General features: G+C 33.4%; 22 protein-coding genes. 15 read left to right on the top strand and 7 right to left on the bottom strand.

From position 1 onward, the window contains the following. Positions 1 to 3 precede the first annotated feature (3 nt). Genes HH304_RS16550 through HH304_RS16535 form a run of 4 tightly spaced genes read left to right on the top strand, consistent with a single transcriptional unit; the run spans position 4 to position 4016 of the window. A complete protein-coding gene (locus HH304_RS16550; protein ID WP_169684049.1) occupies positions 4 to 1521 on the top strand; it encodes an FMN-binding glutamate synthase family protein in 1518 nt (505 codons plus the stop codon). A 5-nt stretch (positions 1522 to 1526) separates the two neighbouring features. Continuing rightward, the gene (locus tag HH304_RS16545) at positions 1527 to 2054 is read left to right on the top strand and encodes a hypothetical protein (RefSeq protein ID WP_169684046.1); all 528 of its coding nucleotides are present in this window, start codon (positions 1527 to 1529) and stop codon (positions 2052 to 2054) included. 1 nt (position 2055) lies between these two features. Further along, a complete protein-coding gene (msrA, locus tag HH304_RS16540) occupies positions 2056 to 2589 on the top strand; it encodes a peptide-methionine (S)-S-oxide reductase MsrA (protein ID WP_169684044.1) in 534 nt (177 codons plus the stop codon). Continuing rightward, the gene (locus HH304_RS16535; protein ID WP_169684042.1) at positions 2589 to 4016 is read left to right on the top strand and encodes an FAD-dependent monooxygenase; all 1428 of its coding nucleotides are present in this window, start codon (positions 2589 to 2591) and stop codon (positions 4014 to 4016) included. Before msrA ends, HH304_RS16535 begins: the two co-directional genes overlap by 1 nt. Before the next feature lie 2 nt (positions 4017 to 4018). Here HH304_RS16535 and HH304_RS16530 read toward each other — a convergent pair whose 3' ends face one another. Then, positions 4019 to 4645, bottom strand: a complete 627-nt coding sequence (locus HH304_RS16530) for a hypothetical protein (RefSeq protein WP_169684039.1) — start codon at positions 4643 to 4645, stop codon at positions 4019 to 4021. Positions 4646 to 4806: 161 nt separating this feature from the next. On the opposite strand from HH304_RS16530, the gene HH304_RS16525 reads away from it, so the two are divergent. Continuing rightward, positions 4807 to 5382 carry a YkgJ family cysteine cluster protein gene (locus tag HH304_RS16525; protein ID WP_169684037.1) on the top strand — a complete coding sequence of 192 codons (576 nt, stop codon included), beginning with the start codon at positions 4807 to 4809 and terminating at the stop codon, positions 5380 to 5382. 9 nt (positions 5383 to 5391) lie between these two features. Here the strand turns inward: HH304_RS16525 and HH304_RS16520 are convergent, their stop codons facing one another. Together HH304_RS16520 and HH304_RS16515 are read right to left on the bottom strand one after the other, a co-directional pair. Beyond that, positions 5392 to 6036 (bottom strand): TPM domain-containing protein, encoded by a 645-nt coding sequence (locus HH304_RS16520; RefSeq protein ID WP_169684034.1) that lies wholly within the window; start codon positions 6034 to 6036, stop codon positions 5392 to 5394. Positions 6037 to 6053: 17 nt separating this feature from the next. Further along, entirely contained in the window at positions 6054 to 6971 is a 918-nt protein-coding gene (locus HH304_RS16515) for a TPM domain-containing protein (RefSeq protein WP_169684031.1), read from the bottom strand. A 62-nt stretch (positions 6972 to 7033) separates the two neighbouring features. Here HH304_RS16515 and HH304_RS16510 point away from each other — a divergent pair, with 62 nt between their 5' ends. The 5 genes from HH304_RS16510 (at position 7034) to HH304_RS16490 (ending at position 10211) form a co-directional block, all read left to right on the top strand. Beyond that, on the top strand, positions 7034 to 7627 hold the full coding sequence (locus HH304_RS16510) for a LemA family protein (protein WP_169684030.1): 594 nt from the start codon (positions 7034 to 7036) through the stop codon (positions 7625 to 7627). 85 nt (positions 7628 to 7712) lie between these two features. Then, a complete protein-coding gene (locus tag HH304_RS16505) occupies positions 7713 to 8168 on the top strand; it encodes a hypothetical protein (RefSeq protein WP_169684028.1) in 456 nt (151 codons plus the stop codon). Between the two features lie 111 nt (positions 8169 to 8279). Beyond that, on the top strand, positions 8280 to 8609 hold the full coding sequence (locus HH304_RS16500; RefSeq protein ID WP_169684025.1) for a hypothetical protein: 330 nt from the start codon (positions 8280 to 8282) through the stop codon (positions 8607 to 8609). A 114-nt stretch (positions 8610 to 8723) separates the two neighbouring features. Then, complete coding sequence (locus HH304_RS16495) at positions 8724 to 9344, top strand: sigma-70 family RNA polymerase sigma factor (protein ID WP_169684023.1); 621 nt, start codon at positions 8724 to 8726, stop codon at positions 9342 to 9344. 90 nt (positions 9345 to 9434) lie between these two features. Next, positions 9435 to 10211 (top strand): acyl-CoA desaturase, encoded by a 777-nt coding sequence (locus HH304_RS16490; RefSeq protein ID WP_169684020.1) that lies wholly within the window; start codon positions 9435 to 9437, stop codon positions 10209 to 10211. Positions 10212 to 10299: 88 nt separating this feature from the next. Here the strand turns inward: HH304_RS16490 and HH304_RS16485 are convergent, their stop codons facing one another. Then, on the bottom strand, positions 10300 to 11241 hold the full coding sequence (locus HH304_RS16485; protein ID WP_169684015.1) for a sterol desaturase family protein: 942 nt from the start codon (positions 11239 to 11241) through the stop codon (positions 10300 to 10302). 126 nt (positions 11242 to 11367) lie between these two features. Between HH304_RS16485 and HH304_RS16480 the strand changes: the two genes are divergently transcribed. Next, the gene (locus HH304_RS16480; RefSeq protein WP_169683965.1) at positions 11368 to 12264 is read left to right on the top strand and encodes an ATP-binding cassette domain-containing protein; all 897 of its coding nucleotides are present in this window, start codon (positions 11368 to 11370) and stop codon (positions 12262 to 12264) included. Beyond that, complete coding sequence (locus HH304_RS16475; RefSeq protein WP_169683874.1) at positions 12264 to 13829, top strand: ABC transporter permease/substrate-binding protein; 1566 nt, start codon at positions 12264 to 12266, stop codon at positions 13827 to 13829. The genes HH304_RS16480 and HH304_RS16475 overlap by 1 nt, the downstream gene beginning before the upstream one ends. On the opposite strand, the gene HH304_RS16470 is transcribed toward HH304_RS16475, so the two are convergent. Continuing rightward, complete coding sequence (locus HH304_RS16470) at positions 13826 to 14275, bottom strand: DUF4174 domain-containing protein (RefSeq protein WP_169683864.1); 450 nt, start codon at positions 14273 to 14275, stop codon at positions 13826 to 13828. The genes HH304_RS16475 and HH304_RS16470 overlap by 4 nt on opposite strands. Continuing rightward, positions 14275 to 14751, bottom strand: a complete 477-nt coding sequence (locus HH304_RS16465; protein WP_169683854.1) for a DUF6992 family protein — start codon at positions 14749 to 14751, stop codon at positions 14275 to 14277. Before HH304_RS16465 ends, HH304_RS16470 begins: the two co-directional genes overlap by 1 nt. A gap of 294 nt (positions 14752 to 15045) precedes the next feature. On the opposite strand from HH304_RS16465, the gene HH304_RS16460 reads away from it, so the two are divergent. Both HH304_RS16460 and HH304_RS16455 read left to right on the top strand, forming a co-directional pair. Beyond that, on the top strand, positions 15046 to 16365 hold the full coding sequence (locus HH304_RS16460; protein ID WP_271711663.1) for a DEAD/DEAH box helicase: 1320 nt from the start codon (positions 15046 to 15048) through the stop codon (positions 16363 to 16365). After that, positions 16362 to 16832 carry a DUF6495 family protein gene (locus HH304_RS16455; RefSeq protein ID WP_169683847.1) on the top strand — a complete coding sequence of 157 codons (471 nt, stop codon included), beginning with the start codon at positions 16362 to 16364 and terminating at the stop codon, positions 16830 to 16832. The genes HH304_RS16460 and HH304_RS16455 overlap by 4 nt, the downstream gene beginning before the upstream one ends. Positions 16833 to 16891: 59 nt before the next feature. Here HH304_RS16455 and HH304_RS16450 read toward each other — a convergent pair whose 3' ends face one another. Further along, positions 16892 to 18505, bottom strand: coding sequence for an ABC-F family ATP-binding cassette domain-containing protein (locus tag HH304_RS16450; protein WP_169683841.1), 1614 nt, complete (start codon positions 18503 to 18505; stop codon positions 16892 to 16894). Positions 18506 to 18610: 105 nt separating this feature from the next. Between HH304_RS16450 and HH304_RS16445 the strand changes: the two genes are divergently transcribed. Further along, a complete protein-coding gene (locus HH304_RS16445) occupies positions 18611 to 19222 on the top strand; it encodes an FMN-binding negative transcriptional regulator (protein WP_169683787.1) in 612 nt (203 codons plus the stop codon). Positions 19223 to 19276 lie beyond the last annotated feature (54 nt).

Below are 19276 nucleotides of genomic sequence, written 5' to 3'. Positions count from 1 at the left end.
ATAATGCGGAAATCATTTATATATACTTCATTACTATTGTTGATTCTTTTGATTGTTTTAGGATTATGGGTCAACAAGCTGTTTATTACTGTTTTATTAGTTTTATCACCTGTATTTTTGCTTGGTTGGTATGATATTTTACAGCCATGGCACTCTATTAAACGTAATTTCCCGATAGTAGGCCGTTTGAGATACGTACTTGAATCTATGGGTCCAAAAGTGTATCAATATTTTATTGAAGGAGAAACTAACGGAACTCCAATTAATCGCAATTTACGATCATTAGTTTATCAAAGGGCTAAAAACACTGTTGATACACTTCCTTTTGGAACAAGAGAATTGGTTTATGAAGAAGGATATGAATGGATGAATCACTCTATCGATCCTTTAGCTTTAGAAGATATACCAGAAGATATTAGAATTACAATAGGAGGTAAGCAATGTAAAAAACCTTACAGTGCTTCAATTTTGAATATTTCTGCGATGAGCTATGGATCACTTTCTGCAAATGCAATTCTGGCATTAAATGGGGGTGCCAAAAAAGGTGGGTTTGCGCATAATACAGGTGAAGGAGGGATAAGTAGACACCATCTAAATTATGAGGGAGACCTTATTTGGCAAATAGGTACAGGATATTTTGGTTGTAGAACTCATGAAGGTGATTTTGATGAAGAGATGTTTAAGCAGAATGCTGCTGCAGAATCCGTCAAAATGATTGAATTAAAATTATCTCAGGGAGCCAAACCTGGTCATGGAGGTATATTGCCTGCAAAGAAGAATAATGCAGAAATTGCAAGTATAAGAGGTGTTAAACCACATACCCAGGTTGTGTCACCACCGTATCATAAAGAATTTAAAGGGAAGGGACATAGGGGGTTACTTGAATTTGTAGAAAGACTGAGAAATGCTTCAGGAGGAAAACCAGTAGGATTTAAGATGTGTATGGGGAACCCCGTTGAATTTGAAGCACTATGTGATGAGATATTAAATTCAGGAATTTATCCTGATTATATAACTATTGATGGAGGAGAAGGAGGGACGGGTGCTGCTCCACTGGAATTTAGTAATTCTGTAGGGATGCCATTTAAGGAAGGGTTATCAACCGCATATACTATTTTAGTCAGAAAAGGCCTTAAAGATGAAATAGTGTTAGGTTGCTCTGGTAAAATTGTTACCGGATTTGATATCTTTCGTGCATTTGCTTTAGGAGCTGATTTCTGCTATTCTGCAAGAGCAATGATGCTGGCAATTGGATGTATTCAGGCACTTGAGTGTAATTTAAATACATGCCCATCAGGTGTGGCAACACAAGATCCGTTTTTAACACAAGGGCTAGTAGTTAAACATAAGATAGATAGGGTGTCTAATTTTCACAAGGAAACCCTTCACAGCTTCAGGGAATTGTTAGCGTCTGCAGGATTAAAAGATACTAAACAAATAACCAGAGATCATATTTTCAGGCGAGTTACATTGTCTGAAATAAAAACTTATACGGATATCTACGGAAAAGCCTATGACTGATTGTAATGATAGCCTCAAATACTTATGAAATTCGTTGGTTTTTTGATTATGAAGTACAAAAAGTTGATTTTGAACAACTGTTCAATGATGCAGAGTTTGTAGAAGAATCAAGAGTTGATAATTACCTGATAAGTAACAATAATCAAGTTTCAATAAAGAGAAGAGAAGGGTTATTCGAGTTTAAATACTCTACAAATCAACAGTTAATCATTAACAACTTTGTCTTTCAGTCATATAGGAAATATTCATTTACTAATGTAGAGGAATATGGTGATAATAGGTTTATAGATGTGCATAAGAAGAGGATTGTTTACTTACTTAATTCAGGTAATCTGAGAATAGAAAACTCAAGTCTTCAAATAGGATTAAATAAATACCATAGTGTTAACATAGAAATCAATGAAACTAATCTGGAACCTTCTATAGGCCTATTGGAACAAGATTCAAGGTTTACAGTTTTATTTTCAAAATTGAAAAGTATTTCTGATACTAGAATTATTAGTTATAGTGAATTTATAAGTCAATTTTATTGATATGGAGAAAATTTCATTAGGTGCAGGATGTTTTTGGTGTATTGAAGCGGTGTTACAACGGATGAAGGGTATAAATAGGGTTAAGTCCGGATATATGGGAGGGCATGTTAAAAATCCACCTTATAGAGAAGTAGCAATGGGAACCACCGGGCATGCTGAAGTTGTAGAAGTGGAATATGACCCTTCGATTGTGAAAATTGAAGAGATTCTTGAAGTATTCTGGAATATTCATGATCCAACAACCCTAAATCGTCAAGGATACGATGTGGGCACTCAGTATAGATCGGCAATTTTCTATTATACAGAACACCAAAGATTAGTAGCTGAAGAATATAAGATGCAGCTTGACAAAATGGAGATATTTGAAAATCCAGTTGTTACGGAAATTACACCTGCGGGAGAATTTTATCCGGCTGAGGTTGAACATGATAATTATTATAATGACCATCCCGAACAACCATATTGCAATATAATTATTAGACCCAAAGTCGAAAAATTCAATAAATTGTATCCTGATAAAAGAAAAGAAAATTAGTGAATGACCCTGTTTTAATTGTAGGTGCAGGACCTGTAGGGTTATTGACTGCATTGATTTTGGATAAGTTTCAGGTTCCAAGTATAATAATCGAAAAAAGGCGATCGTTACCAGGTATTCCAAGAGCCATTCATTTGGATGGTGAAGTTATGGGTATTTTAAGAATGGTGGGACTTGGTAGTTATATTGATGCTAAAACTTATTATTCAGAAGGTCTGTATCTTATAAACAAAAAAAGCAATAACACATTCTTAGAAGCAAAACTTAAATACACTAATAGATTTGATGGGTCTTCATATTTTTTTGATCAAAATGAATTAGAAGCCGAGTTAATCCAAAAAGTTAATTCTTCGGATTATATAAGTTTTAGATATGGTAATGAACTAACAGAATTAATTAATAACGAGGCAAATATAAAGTCTCAAGAAGGAGAGTATATTCAAAAGTTTAGCTATTTGATTGGGACTGATGGAGCAAATAGTATGGTAGCTAGGTTACTTGATATTAAGTATACTAAATACCCGTTTGCTAAATCTAATTATAAAGTTGATTTTGTAACAGAAGACAAGATTAACTATTTAAACAGAATAGAAAAATTTTGCTCTACGAACGACAGCTATGTCAGGATGGGGTTTAAAAATAGAGTGAGGGTAGAATTTACTTGTCAGAATACAGAAGAACTGCCTTCCCGGGAAAAGATAGAACAGGTTGCAGAGGTTAAAATAAAAAGAGTTCTTCATGCGGATATATACAATTTTGAAGCAAAAATAGTTACCGAGTGGATTCGGAATAATATTATTCTAGCAGGAGATTCAGCTCATACAATGCCACCTTATATAGGCGAGGGGCTTTGTTCAGGAATAAGGGATGCCAACAACTTGGCCTGGAAAGTTGCGTTGAGTTATCATAATAAAGAAAACCTTAATCTTTTGGAGACATATCCTCGAGAGAGAATACCAAACGTAAAGAAATATATTGGATTAACACTCTTGACAGGATTTCTTTTTACCACAAGACTAAAGTATTTACTTAAGCCACTTGAGTTATTAAATACTCCTTTAAAAATAACACAAAAGGCATTAAATAGTGGGGAAACTAATATTATTGATAGGAGCTTTAATTTACCTGTTTTAGTAAGCAAACCTTCGAAATTTGCCTCAGAGATTGAAAAATTATATGGGAAATTTACTCTAATTACTTCCGAAGAGCTTTCTGATGAACTGTTAGGGTATTTAATTAAAAAAGTTGAACCTATGGAGGTAGTGATTTTCAGGGAAAATGAAAATATAAGCAGGGAAATACTTAATAAATTAGGAATAAAAAAAGTCAGGTCATTAATAATTAGACCTGACTTATATGTTCTTTTTAAAGGTAATTTAATTGATTTTGCAAGTAGTAATAAATATTTTAAGTTACCTGTATACTAAAATTATTTCATTGAAAGTTTCTTTCTCAATTCATCAACAGTATTTCGTTGATCTTGAAGTTCTCTCATAATCTTAATTTCTTTCTCCTGAGTACGTTGCCTGAAGTCTTGTAACTCGTCTTCTTTAGTTTTAAGATTTTTCTTTGCTTCCTTAGTCAGGGAATTACTTCTTTTATATTGCCAAAAGAAGAATCCTCCAAGTAAACCAAGTACAGCAAATAATATTAAACTGAAAGTAACGTATCCTGTTTTACTCACAGGCATGCCTAAAAACATAAGATTATCAACCCTGGTCTGAAGATCTTCATTACTTGAAGTCAGGGTAGAAACATTGCCATTAAGTGCTTCAATTTCAGTAGTCTGATTTTTAATAACAGACTGTAAGCTGTCTTTTCTTGCATTAAAAGCTGCTAAAGAGTCATTAAGAGACTGTTTAAAATAGGCTAATCGGTCAAGTCTAACAGTTTTTACAGTGTTATATGTTTTGGATAAGTCCAGAAGTTCTTCATATTGACCTTTCAGATCTCCTTTCAATAGTTCATCATCTTCTTCACTTTCCTGAGATACCGCACTAAAGCTGGTGCAAAAGGCGATTAATAAAATTGCAATTCTAAATTTAAAGCTGGTCATTATTTAGTTATGATTTTTGTTAAACCTTAAGTCAATACAAAGATAATAAGGCATTTAGACTAAATTAAGTTATTAATAAATAAAAATCTCTTTTGTTAACGTAAAATATAGAGGTTATTATATTATTTTCGCGACACTTTTTTATGAATCTGGTTCGCAAAGTGAGATTGGTGGAACGGGTGTTTCAAGATCTCGACCTGGAAATTAGTAATGCAAAGGGCAATTTAGGATATTCTTGCATTAGCTCCTGTGGGGCTTGTTGTTTTAAACCTGATATTGAAGCCTCTGTACTTGAGTTTTTACCATTAGCATATTATTTATTTAAAAGCGGAAGAGCTGAGGCGATGTATGAAAGTCTCGTTGAAAATAAAACAGATATCTGTGTTATTCTTTCCACATTATCAAGTGAGAACAAAAGTGGATTTTGCTCAGAATATAAGTATCGAGGGTTAATTTGCAGGTTATTTGGTTATTCTACAGTTAGAAAAAAGGAATCAGTCAAATCTTTATTGGTATGTCAACAAATAAAAGAGGCATATTCAACCCGGATTATGGAGATAAATGGAGATGAAGAAGTCAAAAATACATTGCCTGTATGTTCCGATTACTTTTATCGTTTATTAGCGATTGATTATAAGCTTGCTACAGATAAATTTCCAATTAATACTTCCATCCAAAAAGCATTAGCTGAGGTATTGTGGTATTTTCAATATAGGTCACCTAAGAAATCGGCATAAAATTAATATCTAATATCTATATCTGATTCTATCTGATAACTCATTTTCAGGGCTTTCTGATGCAGGAAACCTATGTTCTAATAGTAACTTCTCTGAACTTTCAATAGCTTTGACCATTGATTCAGCTATTTTCTTTTCTTTGATACCAGTAATTACTATATCAACAATGGCTTTCCAGTCTTCAAATTTAACCTGAGAGTTAATCCCTGAATCACCCATAATAACTACTTCTTTTTCAGCTATCGAAATGTAAAGTAGAATACCAGTTCTGTGGTTGGTATTAAATACTTCTTCTTCAAGAAAAGCAGTTTCTGCTGCTGACATTACCCTTTCATGCTTTTTCTCAGCAGATACAAATAGTAATCTGAATTTGTCGCTGAACTTACAAGCCAGGATACAAATGGACAACAGGATTAGAGAATACAACCCTACTACAAAAAATGTAATCTGATTTGGAATAAGCCACAAGTAACTGGCTATTGCTAAAGAAGCAAAAATGAATAATGATACAATTGAAGCAAAAAACCATGTTCCTTCATCATAATCATCAGATATTTTAGAGATGTAAGGAACGAATTCTCCAGATGTATTTTTTTCAAGCTTTCTGATTGCCTGAAGGATATTTTCTTCTTCTTGTTTATTAAACTTTTTCATAATAATCTCAATATTAATTACCAGCCTCCTGAAGCACCTCCACCTCCGAAACCACCTCCGCCTCCGGAGAATCCACCGAAGCCTCCGCCTCCGCCGCCGAATCCTCCGCCGCCGAAACCACCTCCCATAGGTCCGTAGTATCTTCCGCCACCACGACCCCCGTGTCCACCTCTGCTGTCAATAAGCGCAGCAAAAAGACCTGCAATAATGCCTACAATGAAATTGACAAGGAAACCAACAATAAGGGCTGTAAGTATAAAAACTATTATTCTGCTAGCTGTTTTCCCTACTACTTTTCTTAGAATGGCTTTTATAATAGATAAAAATATAATACCGAAAATCACAAAAAAGGGTAATAACTCAAATAACTGATTTGGGTCATCAACCTCATTATTTTCGGGTAGCGGTAATTCTTCACCTCTAATTAATTTGAAAAGAGCATCAGTAGCATTATTTACACCGGAGTAGAATTCACCATTTCTGAAATCCGGTTTCATAATGTTTTCGATAATTCTTTTGGCATAAATATCAGGAATGGCACCTTCGAGACCGTAACCAACTTCAATTCGCATTCTGCGATCATTTTTGGCAATCAGTACAATTACTCCATCCTCGACATCTTCTCTACCTGCTTTAATTTTATCTGCCAAGCGAATTGAATACTGAGCTATATCTTCAGGTTCTGTAGTAGGAACAAAAATTACTACTACTTGTGAACCCGTCTCTTTCTCAAAATTTGCTAACTTAGTATTAAGCGTTTCGACTTCTACCTCAGATAAGGTATTGCTTTGATCTACTACAAACTTATTAACTTCAGGAAGCTCAGCAAGCTGTGCGAACGAAGTAAACGATACCAGGATTAAGCAAACAAGCAATATAAAAGTATAAAATTGCTTTGGATGATAAAAAAAAGTCGAAGAGCTTTTAATATTCATTGTTCGGCTAGTAATTTGTCAGTAATTTATAGCAACAAAAACAGGTTACAAAATATTAAAGTATGAAAAAAGGATTAATTATATTTTTAGCTATTGCCGCTGTTGTAGTTTTAATAGGTTATAATTTCTTCGCTGGTAATTATAATAAGATGGTAACCTCTCAAGAGGTTGTCGAAAAACAATGGGCACAAGTTGAAACTCAGTATCAGCGTAGAGCTGATTTAATTCCTAATCTTGTCAATACCGTTAAAGGATATGCAGATTTCGAAAGAGAAACTCTTACACAAGTAATCGAAGCCAGAGCTAAAGCTACAAGTGTAAATATTGATGCTTCAAATCTGAATGCAGAAACAATGGCTCAGTTCCAGGCTGCACAAGGTGAACTTAATGGTGCACTATCTAGACTACTTGTTGCAGTAGAAAGATATCCTGATTTAAAAGCTAATCAGAACTTCCTGGAACTTCAAGCTCAATTAGAAGGTACGGAAAACAGAATTCAGGTAGCCAGAGATCGCTATAATGATACAGTTAGAGATCATAATTCATTAATAAAAACTTTTCCAAGAAATATGTTGGCTGGAATGTATGGGTTTGATGCATATCCATATTTTGAGGCTGATGAAGGAAGTGAAAAAGCTCCTGAAGTGAAATTTTAAAATTTATTGAAACCTTTTTAGTAAAAATATAGTTATTAAGATATCGAGGTGAGGCTCACTGATTATTCAGTGGGCTTTTTTTTGTATGCGACTTTATACACTATCCACATATTATAAAGAAATTTGGGATGAGATATATTCTCAGGTAGGAGACCCCTATACATTTTGGGAAAGTCTTCGATTAGGAGGTATTGGCAGTCCAAGATTGATCCTAGTTGATTCAACAGATCAAGACATTAATGAGCTTATTTTTAAAACGAATGCCTCTAAAGATTGTAATATCCAACTACTAAAACAGGGTATTTTGATTAGGTTCAGATCCCGCAACGATGAATATGGTATTTCTATTAAATTTAATGAAATAGCAAAAATCAATATTAAAAGTCTAAAAGAAACAGATCAATATCAAGGAGCAAAAATTGCTTCAGTAGTTCTGACTTCTAATGAAAGAGTTGATCTGGTTATCAGAAAATTTGAGATTAATAGATTTAACCGTTTTGTTGATAAATTTCTAACCAAAAAAGGGTTTGATATTATTTAGAATACTTAATAAAATCTCTTTATTTATGGTTTACCTAATAAATAGAATAAAATCCTTGATTATTAAGTATACTTATTATTATCTTTGAATTATTAAGTATACTTTAAAGATATGCCTAAAGGAGAACACTTTAAGAAAAACAATCCAAGAATACATCAGGTTAGCTTCAAAGTTAATGCGACTGAGCTAAGTGAATTGAAGCAAATTCTTGCAAAAGAGAAGATGGGGATGGCTGAGTGGTTTAGATCTCAGATTACTGTTTATTCCGGAAGTGATAATCCTGTGGTGAAACAAAAAGAAGTAAAACAAACAATAGTGAAGACTGTTGAACCACCAAAGGTTGAACAAAAGAAGGTATCTACTGCACCAAAACCAAACAAGCCTGCCAAAAAAAATCAAGTGGAGGAGTCATCAGACCAGTCACAAATGTCATTATTTTAGTAATACAGGCATTAGAATTCTTCTCATGTACTTAATTTGAGTTAATTTTATTTTATTAGATTTTTAATTGCTGCTGTATTTCATAACTTTGATATATTATATAAGAAAAGTAAAGTGGCAGCAGAATTAACGATAGAGGTATATAAGTATAGAAATATCTTAGAATCCATAGCATACAGGATGGTAGGGTCTATGGAAGATGCTCAAGATATTGTGCAAGATGCTTTTCTAAAATGGTTTACCATTGATAAAACACATATAGATAATGCGAAGGCATATTTGATAAAAGTCGTTACCAATAAGTGCCTTAATCATTTGGAATCAATTAAATCCAAGAAAACCGAATATCTGGATTCGTTACAACAATCTGAATGGGTCCAACGAATTAAGGAAAGCGAAATACTTAATTTCGATCTTGATAACGAAATCTCATCAGCTTTAAATTATCTTCAAAATAAGTTAGAACCTGTTGAGAAAGCTGTTTTCTTAATGAGAGAGGTTTTTAACTTTGAATACGAAGAAATTCAGGAGGTAATTGATAAGAAAGTTGACAATTGCCGAAAGCTTTTTAGTAGAGCAAGTAATAAGATAAAAGAAGATAAGAATTTTTTGATTACAAAAGAAAATAATAATTCCCACCTTACTGATAGCTTTAAAAATGCTTGTACGGGTAATTCTGCGGCATTTTTAGCAGATCTTAAAAAAGACATTGAGTCTAAATTCAGAAAAAAATAATTTTTTTTTAATCATTTTGTCACAAATCAAAATGTTTCCTGTCTTTACAGTAAAGGGATAGATATATTTAAAATTTTACTGTTTAATTCTATGGAAGTTATATTAACGTTTTTTGTGGCACATTGGTATTTGTCACTATTCTTTCAAACATTTTTCCTACATCGATATGCATCTCATGCAGCTTTTACAATGTCAAAAGGCATGGAAAAAGTGTTTTTTGTTTTGACATGGATTTTTCAAGGTTCAAATTACCTGAGTCCTTATGGTTATGGAGTAATGCACAGAATGCACCACGCATATGCTGATACACCAAATGATCCTCACTCTCCAAAGTATGATGAGAGTATCTGGAAAATGATGTGGAAAACTAAAACTATTTATAGTGCTATAGCAAATCGTAAAATGGATGTAGATCCTCGATTTACAACAGGAGTTCCAGAGTGGGATCCATTTGATAAATTTGCACGTTCATGGGTATCAAGAGTATTCTGGGGTGCTATTTATGTATTTATTTACTGGCAATATGCTGATGTATGGTGGTTATGGTTATTGCTTCCTATGCAGTTTGCATTATCTCCAATACATGGAGCAATTATCAACTGGTTTGCTCACAAGTATGGTTATGTGAACTTTAAAGTTGGCGATACATCTAAGAACTTCCTACCATTTGATTTCCTTATGATGGGTGAAAGTTATCATAATAACCACCACAAGCATGGGAACAGAGCAAATTTTGGAGGATTCAGATGGCATGAAATCGACCCAACATATATAGTGATTAAAGTTTTGAATGCTGTAGGTGTAATTAAGCTAAAAGCTCAAAAACAAGTTTCTCTTAATGAACAAGAGAAAAGAAAAGCTGCCTAAAACGTTATTTAGATATATCATAAAAATGAAAAGCACGATCAATTTTGATCGTGCTTTTTTATTGATTTAAGATTTTATTATTGGTTTCTTAAGCTGCCTTTTTTTGTTTGCGAGTTTGTACACTGTTATCTGATGCAGCTTCAGATGAAGGTAATTTTCCTTCTTCCTGTAACTGACTTATCCTTGTAGGCGATGCAAATATTAATGTCCATGCTTCTTTAATAGATCGAGCCCTTCTTACATCTTTAATTATATCACTCCATTCATGAAAGCATAGGTATACAGGATTATAAGGTTTGTCAAGCTCTTTGGTAATCCCATAAACAGGTGTTTCAACTTCAGGTTCAAATGTTCCAAACATTCTATCCCATATAATTAATGTTGAACCGTAGTTCTTATCAATGTATTGAGGATTTGTTGCATGATGAACTCTGTGATGTGAAGGAGTTGTAAATATATATTCGATAGGTCTCGGAAGCTTTTTAATATAGGCACTATGAATCCAGAATTGATATAATACTTCAATCTGGTGGCAAATGAAGAATACAACCGGGTTAAATCCTATGATAAATACTGGAATGAAAAATATAATTTTTAGGTATTGAGTCCAGCCAAGTCTAAATGAAACAGAGAGGTTGTATTTTTTAGAACTATGATGTGTTATGTGAGTTGCCCACCAAAACCGGCTCTCGTGACCAATTCTATGTGACATATATCTCCAGAAGTCAATCCATACAATACAAAGTATAAAAGACCACCAAGTTGCCGGTACACTCCACGGAACCAGGTTATAAAAGAAAATTGCCATACCGAAAGTAATCACTTTTATTCCCGCTCCAATAGCAACATTTACCAGGCCTACAACAGTAGCTGCAATTGTGTCTTTACCATTATATTTATTTTTATTTTTATAGAAACTCACTGCCCATTCAATAATTACCAGTGAAATCATTACAGGAGCAGCGTAAACAATAATGTTTGGCAGATCCATGTTTTGAACCATTTCATAGGTTAATTTTTCTTTTTGCATAAAAAATATTTAAAAATGTGTAACTAATTCGCTCAATTATAAAAGTAAAGATTTAAAATTTACAATTAAAGTCTGCATGCATAATATTTTAAATAATCTGAAATTTATTCTGTATTATTATAGCTAATGGTGAACATTCAATTTAATAATGTTTTTAAACATTTCGGTAATAAGGCCGCAATAAAAGATCTTTCTTTTGATACATCCAGTTATAACAGAATTGTTTTTCTTGGTACAAGTGGAAGTGGAAAGACTACTAGTCTCAAACTTATAAATAAGCTTATACAACATGATAAAGGGGATATTTATTTGAATGGGGATACCATAAATGATCTTAACCCGGTTCTTTTAAGAAGAAATATTGGATATATGATTCAGAAGGGTGGTTTGTTTCCTCATAGAACTGTTCGTGAAAATATTATGACAGTTCCTGAACTTATAAATATGAATAGGAAAGAGGCTGAAGAAAGACTTGATATGCTTATTGATTTTGTGAAAATAGATAAGTCTTACCTTGGAAAAATGCCAGATCAATTAAGTGGAGGAGAACAGCAACGAGTAGGAATAGCCAGGGCTTTAATCGGACAGGCAGAATTAGTGTTAATGGATGAGCCTTTTGGTGCTCTGGATCCACTTACAGCTCGAGATATAAGAAATGATTTTTTACAAATACAATCTGATCTGGGATTTACATCAGTATTAGTTACCCATAATATAATGGAAGCTATTGAGTTTGGAGAACTTATCATTTTATTGCATGAGGGGGAATTGATGCAGGCAGGGAGTGTTTTGGACCTGCTTTTTACACCAAATAACAGTTTTGTAAAACAATTTTTTGATGAAAACAGATTTGAGCTAGAACTCCAGGCTGTAAAAGTAAAAGATATTAAACCATTTATATCAGTGTTAAATGGTCATAAGGATAAATTGGCGATTAGAGAACTAATGAGTGTTTCAGATCAACGAACTGATATTTTAAATGCATTCGAAATGTTCAAGTCTGATTATAAATCAAGAAATTAATGATTGACTTTCTTCAATTCATTATTGATCAAAAAACTGAGATTATAACTCAGACTTTCGAGCATATCTATCTTACTCTAATTAGTTTGTTTATTGCAATTATTATTGGCGTTACAATAGGAATAATTATTTCTGAAAAACGAAAATTAAGCAGTCCGGTTATTTCCTTAGTTAATGTTGTTCAAACTATTCCTAGTCTTGCGTTATTAGGTTTTATGATTCCTATTTTGGGAATAGGGAAAGTCCCTGCTATCGCAGCTTTATTTCTCTATGCATTATTACCAATAGTAAGAAATACGTTTGCCGGAATTGATGGGGTTGATGAAGCTGTAATTGAAGCGGGGAAAGGAATGGGAATGACACATAAACAAGTATTGTTTAATATAAAGCTGCCGATTGCTTTGCCAGTTATTTTTGCAGGCATCAGGACAGCATCTGTTATTAATGTTGGGGTAGCTACTTTAAGTGCTCTTATTGGTGCAGGAGGGTTAGGGGAGTTTATCTTCAAAGGAATCCAACTCAATAATAGTAATATGATTCTTGCCGGGGCAATACCAGCCTCATTACTTGCATTAGCATTTGACTTTGGTCTTGGCAAATTAACTAAATTACGCTCTAGACAATTGATAAGGCTTTCACTTGTAGCGGCTGTCTTCACAATCGTAATTGTAGCATCGTTTGTTTTGGTAGATGGATTAAAAAATAAAACCAGATTTGTCGGTGGTTTCCCTTCGGAGTTTATAGAAAGAGAAGATGGGTTAAGAGGGCTATTTAGTAAATACAATTTTGAAATGGACTACATTGAATTGGAGATCGGTTTGATGTATAAAGCCTTAAATGAAAAGGAAGTTGATGTTATAAGTGGCTTTTCGACAGATGGAAGAATTATGGAATTTGGTTTTTATTCCCTTGAAGATGATGAGTCATATTTTCCTCCCTATTATGCTGCACCATTTGTAAGGAGGGAGGTGCTGAATAGATATCCTTTTATTGAAGATATTCTGGAACAAATTATAATCGATGATAGTACAATGACAGCATTGAATTATCAAGTTGATATTCTTAAGAGAACACCAGAAGAAGTCGCACTTCAATATCTTGAAAATAAAAATTTATTGAATATACATTCAAAAAATAAATTTAGCACTTCAGGTGTTATTAAAGTTGGTTCTAAGGCATTTACAGAGAGCTATATTCTATCAAATATTATTTCAATACTTATTGAATACCAGTCTGATTTGACTGTAGAAAGGCTATTTGGATTTGGAGGAACCAAGCTTTTAATGGAAGCGATGAAAAATGATGAAATAGATATTTACCCTGAATATACCGGGACAGCTTTGCTTTTAATGTTACAGCCAGAACAGAGGATTATTGATTCACTTGAGTTTGACAGAAGAAGTGTTTTTAATTATGTGTCTAAAGAATCTGCAAGAAGATTTAATTTCATACTATTAAACGAACTAGGATTTAATAATACTTTTGCTTTAATGGTTAGAAAAGAATTTGCTGAAAAGAATAATTTAAAGACAATATCAGATCTTTCAGAAAGGGCCCAAAACTAATTATTATTCATTTCTGTTTTTCTCATTGGCATTTTATCAATTAAATCAAACCAATAATTACTTTGGTTAATTTCATGGGATATGTCCTTTATTCCTGTGTCTTTTCCAATAAGAACCACTGATAATTGACCGGAATCTAATTCGAAATGCTGGATCAGTTTCTTATTAGGAACATAATAAGTAGGTATTGATGAAGGGTATGACTTTATCATCCAGTGTGCTTCAGAAGGTATAATTATAATTAAATCTCTTTCTTTAAAGCCTTCAGTATCCTTTTTCCAAATGGTGTACTGTTCCCTAATTAGAGAATGTTTTTCTTTTTCTGCAGCTATGACCAAGATTCTGTTTTTAGACGCCGCATCCTTTAGTACCTTGTCAAGGTTATCTTTCTGACCCAGATAAATGGGTGATATTATTAAGAATACTAAATAAACTAATGTTTTCATTAAAAGATGAATTTAAATCCTGGTCCATTTTGAGTTATTTGAAAAGTGCTTAATATCTTTTCAAGATTATCAGAATGGTTTTTATGAATCAAGTAAAATATCAGATCAAAACTAATTAAAAAGCTTCCCTGAAGAATTAACGATTTACCATAGCCTTTCAATCTTTCAGAGTGTTTAGAATTGCCCTTTTCCTGTAACCACAGTCCTCCCATAATGTATGCAACATCTAATCCTGTATTGAAAAGTAATATTTTTTCTATCTTATTTTGCTCAGCGAGGCTTTCAATAGGAGATAAATAAGCATCCCCATTGATGGTGTTGTATAATCCATAGCCTGCAATTACTAAATTTACTGTATTCCAGTAAATATTCATTTGCATGAAGTATTTATTTTCCTGGTTTAAATTGCCGTTTCGTAAAAGTAGCCCTCCGTTTAAGGCAATATTAGACAATGCCCATGTACCCAAAATTATCATTCCTGTTTTGGTAATTTGATTACGATTTTGGTTATATGTAGTCAATTGGGAAGTTAAAGCCGAATTAATTTCCTGAGAATTACAGTTAAAGTAAAGTATTGTAAAAAAAAGAATTAAAACAATCCTGCATTTCATAGAGGTGATAATTTATTATTGGTAAATGATAATACAATTTAATTTTTATAGGATTAAATTTGAAAAATGTATATCATTTGTTTATTAACCTGATATACTTTTTGGTAAATCAAATAATTGTTTTAGGTTAAGATTTACATATTATTAAAATAAGATCATTTGAAATTTCAAGAACTTAAATTAAATGAAACCCTGATAGATGGACTAATGTCTATGGGGTTTGAAAATGCAACTCCAATACAGGAGCAGGCTATTCCAATAGTACTTCAAGGTAGAGATTTGATAGGTTGTGCACAGACAGGTACAGGAAAGACTGCTGCTTATCTATTACCAGTATTAAATAATATTACTAACAGAGGTTCAAACAAGATCAATACATTGATACTAGCACCAACAAGGGAATTAGTTCAGCAAATTGATCAGCAGCTTCAGGGGTTTGGATATTTTACTAACACATCATCAATTCCTATTTATGGTGGTGGTGATGGTGCAACCTGGACACGACAAAAGCATGCAATGAAACAGGGAGTAGATATAATTGTAGCCACTCCCGGAAGATTATTGTCACAGCTAAATACAATTGATTTTGATTTTTCTGATTTGCAACATTTAGTACTGGATGAAGCTGACAGGATGCTTGATATGGGTTTTTATGATGATATCGTAAGAATCATTTCTTTTATTCCAAAGAAGCGACAGACACTCTTATTTAGTGCTACAATGCCTAAGAAGATCAGGGAACTTGCAAATAAGATTTTACATAATCCTGCAGAAGTTAATATTTCAATATCAAAGCCAGCAGAAGGAGTTGAACAGGTTGTGTATTCGGTTTATAATAAACAGAAGACACCTTTGTTAATGCAGCTTCTTGATCATGGTGATTTTGAAAGTATAATTATCTTTGCATCCCGAAAAGAAATTGTTAAAGATCTTGAAAAGGAGCTTATCAGGAAGAAATATAATGTGAAAGCATTTCATTCAGATCTGGAGCAACCTGAAAGAGAGTCTTTAATGCGTGATTTCAAGAATAAGCAAGTAAGGGTTCTAATTGGTACAGACATCCTTGCTCGTGGTATTGATGTGGATGGTATAGATTTGGTTGTAAACTATGATTCTCCTTCTGATCCTGAAGATTATGTTCACAGAGTAGGAAGAACTGCCAGAGCTTCAAGAACAGGTAAGGCTGTAACTTTTATTAATGAAGATGATCAGCGTAAGCTATTCAAGATTGAACGAATGATAGGGATGGAAGTTCCAAGAGGAATTTTACCAGAATCATTAGGAGAAAGCCCTGTAATAGAAAAGAGACCTCCAGCCGGAAATAAAAGGAAAAATTTCAGGAAGTTTGATAAAAACAAAGGGGGAGGACCTTCAAATAAGGGAGGAAATAACAAATTTTACAAAGGAAAAAAACAGGGAGGGAAACCAAACAATAATAGGGGGAATAGAAATAATCCCCAAAAGAAAGCAGAAGGATGAAAAAATACAGGAAGCTGACAAAAACTGAGCTTGAAAATCTGAAGGACGAGTTTATTGAGTTTTTATCGGTACAAACTATTACTGGTGAAGAATGGAAAACAATAAAGGAGGAGGAGCCTGAAAAAGCCGATGAAATAATAGCCTGGTTTAGTGAAGTAATGTATGAGCAGTGGATGAGAAGAGTTAATTTTGCTGTTAAGGTTGATCCCAAAAGCATTACTGCATTCAGATTTACTGCCAGTAATATGGTGCTAATTTCAATTCAGTCAACAAATGGAAATATTGATTTAACTCAAACTCCTTTGGCACAAATTGACAATGAAGCATTAAAAAGCATGGAAGTTTATACTTCAACAAAAAAATATACAAAGAGTAGGGAAGAAGAGATTTTCGATCTGGTAGAGAAAGGCTGTTTACCAGATGATGGAAAGTATTTTAAAACCCTGATACAGATATTGCCTGACTAACCATTAAAAAAGCCGGATTTAATTAATCCGGCTTTTACTTTTAATTGAAATCTTATTTTTTATTGATGAATTGCAGCTCGTTGCTCCGCAATATTATTATCAGAGATATAATCATCATATGACATTAGTTTGTCAAGCATTCCATTTTTACCTATTTCTATAATTCTGGTTGCCACTGACTGTGTAAATGCGTGGTCATGAGAAGTAAATAAAATGGTTCCAGGGAATTCCATTAATGCATTGTTAAGTGCAGTAATTGATTCCAGGTCCAGGTGATTGGTTGGCTCATCAAGAAGAAGAACATTACCACCAGTAAGCATCATTCTTGAAAGCATACATCTCACTTTCTCACCCCCTGAAAGTACATTTACTTTTTTAAGAACTTCTTCACCACTGAAAAGCATCTTACCGAGGAATCCTCGAACATAAACTTCTTCTTTATTCTCAGAATATTCCCTCAACCAATCAATTAGGTTGTCATTGCTTTTGAAATACTCTTCGTTCTCATTAGGAAGATATGAAGTTGTAATAGTCTGTCCGAACTTAAATTCACCCGAATCAGGCTCCATCTCACCAGCAAGAATTTCGAAAAACGATGTTGTGGTTAAACCATCTTTCGAAAGTACTGCGATTTTATCGCCCTTGTTGACATTAAGGTTAACATTATCAAATAATATCCTTCCTTCTCTTGATTTCTTCAGGTTGTTAATTTCAAGAATTTGATCTCCGGCTTCTCTGTTTTGAGTATAAATAATAGCAGGGTATCTTCTACTTGAAGGTTTGATATCATCAAGGTTGATTTTATCAAGGAGTTTTCTTCTACTTGTTGCCTGCTTTGATTTCGCAGCATTAGCAGAGAACCTCGCAATGAATTCCTGAAGTTCCTTCTTCTTTTCTTCAGCCTTTTTGTTTGCTGAAGTACGTTGTTGTGCTGCCAATTGAGAAGATTGGTACCAAAAAGAGTAGTTACCTGTAAAAAGGTTTATTTCTTTGAAATCAATATCAACAATATGAGTACAAACTGTATCCAGGAAGTGTCTGTCGTGAGAAACTACAATTACAGTATTTTTGAAATCAAGCAGGAAGTCCTCTAACCATGCAATTGTATTAAGGTCAAGGTCGTTGGTAGGCTCATCGAGAATAAGTACATCAGGATCACCAAATAATGCTTGAGCTAGTAATACTCTTACTTTTAATGTTCCAGGAAGATCTTCCATTAAAGAAAAGTGATAGTCTTCATGAATACCAAGACCGCTTAATAAAGCCGCAGCATCCGGTTCGGCATTCCATCCATCCATCTCGGCAAATTCAGCTTCTAGCTCAGATGCCTTAATTCCGTCTTCTTCAGAAAAATCAGGTTTGGCATAAATGGCATCTTTTTCCTGCATGATAGACCATAATTTGCTATGTCCCATCAAAACAGTATTCATTACAGTTTCTTCATCAAATTCGAAGTGATTCTGTTTTAGAACTGCCATTCTCTTACCAGGTTCTAAAGCAATTTGACCACCGTTTGGTGATATTTCACCTGACAAAATTTTCAGAAATGTGGATTTACCAGCTCCGTTGGCACCAATTACACCATAGCAATTGCCATTAACGAACTTAAGGTTTACATCTTCAAAAAGAACACGTTTTCCAAACTGTAAGGTTAAATTATTTACTGAAATCATTCGTAAGTATTTGTTTGCCCTTAGGCATTTGATAATTTTAAAGCTGCAAAGGTATGAAATTCAAACCGATCGATCTTGATCTGTGCTATATAAATTAACTTATTTATGAAATACCCTCCTGTACACTATAGAGAAGCTGACCATGATATGTCATTGAGACTGATTGAGTTATTTCCATTGGCTATGGTAGTTTCTACAAATGAATCCGGTATTCCGGATATCACTTTTATGCCTCTGATCGCAGAAATTCAAGGCAATGAGCTTTACTTACTAGGACATATTGATGGAAATAATCCCCAAGTAAATAATCTTGAAAAAGGAACACTAAAGGTGATATTTAAAGGTCCTGATACTTACATCTCGCCAAATGATTATATTTCAAAGAAACAGTTGCCTACCTGGAATTATGCTTATGTTGAAGTTACTGGTACTTGTGAGTTTTTGTCTGATTCGGAAAGTGGGAAGTTATTAGTTACTATGACAGACAGGCTTGATTCAAAAAACTGGAAACTTGAACCAGAAGATGAGAGAATAAATCATCTTGTGCCATATATAAAAGGTTTCAAAATAAAAGTTGATTCGATTGTTAACAGGTTTAAACTATCACAAGATAAAACAATTGATGATCAACTAGTAGTTAACAATGTTATGAAAGAGGATGATCGTGATATCAGGTTTACAAACGAACTTAAGAATCTTATTAATCAAGTTAAATGATTCTAATTATTATTCAGTTAACCTAATATAATTACTTCTTATTCAGTATACTTA

The sequence above is a fragment of the Marinigracilibium pacificum genome (assembly GCF_012926615.1).
Lineage (GTDB): Bacteria > Bacteroidota > Bacteroidia > Cytophagales > Cyclobacteriaceae > Mangrovivirga > Mangrovivirga pacifica.
The sequence above is the reverse complement of the archived record's forward strand: the minus strand, read 5'-3'. Positions and strand labels throughout refer to the sequence as shown.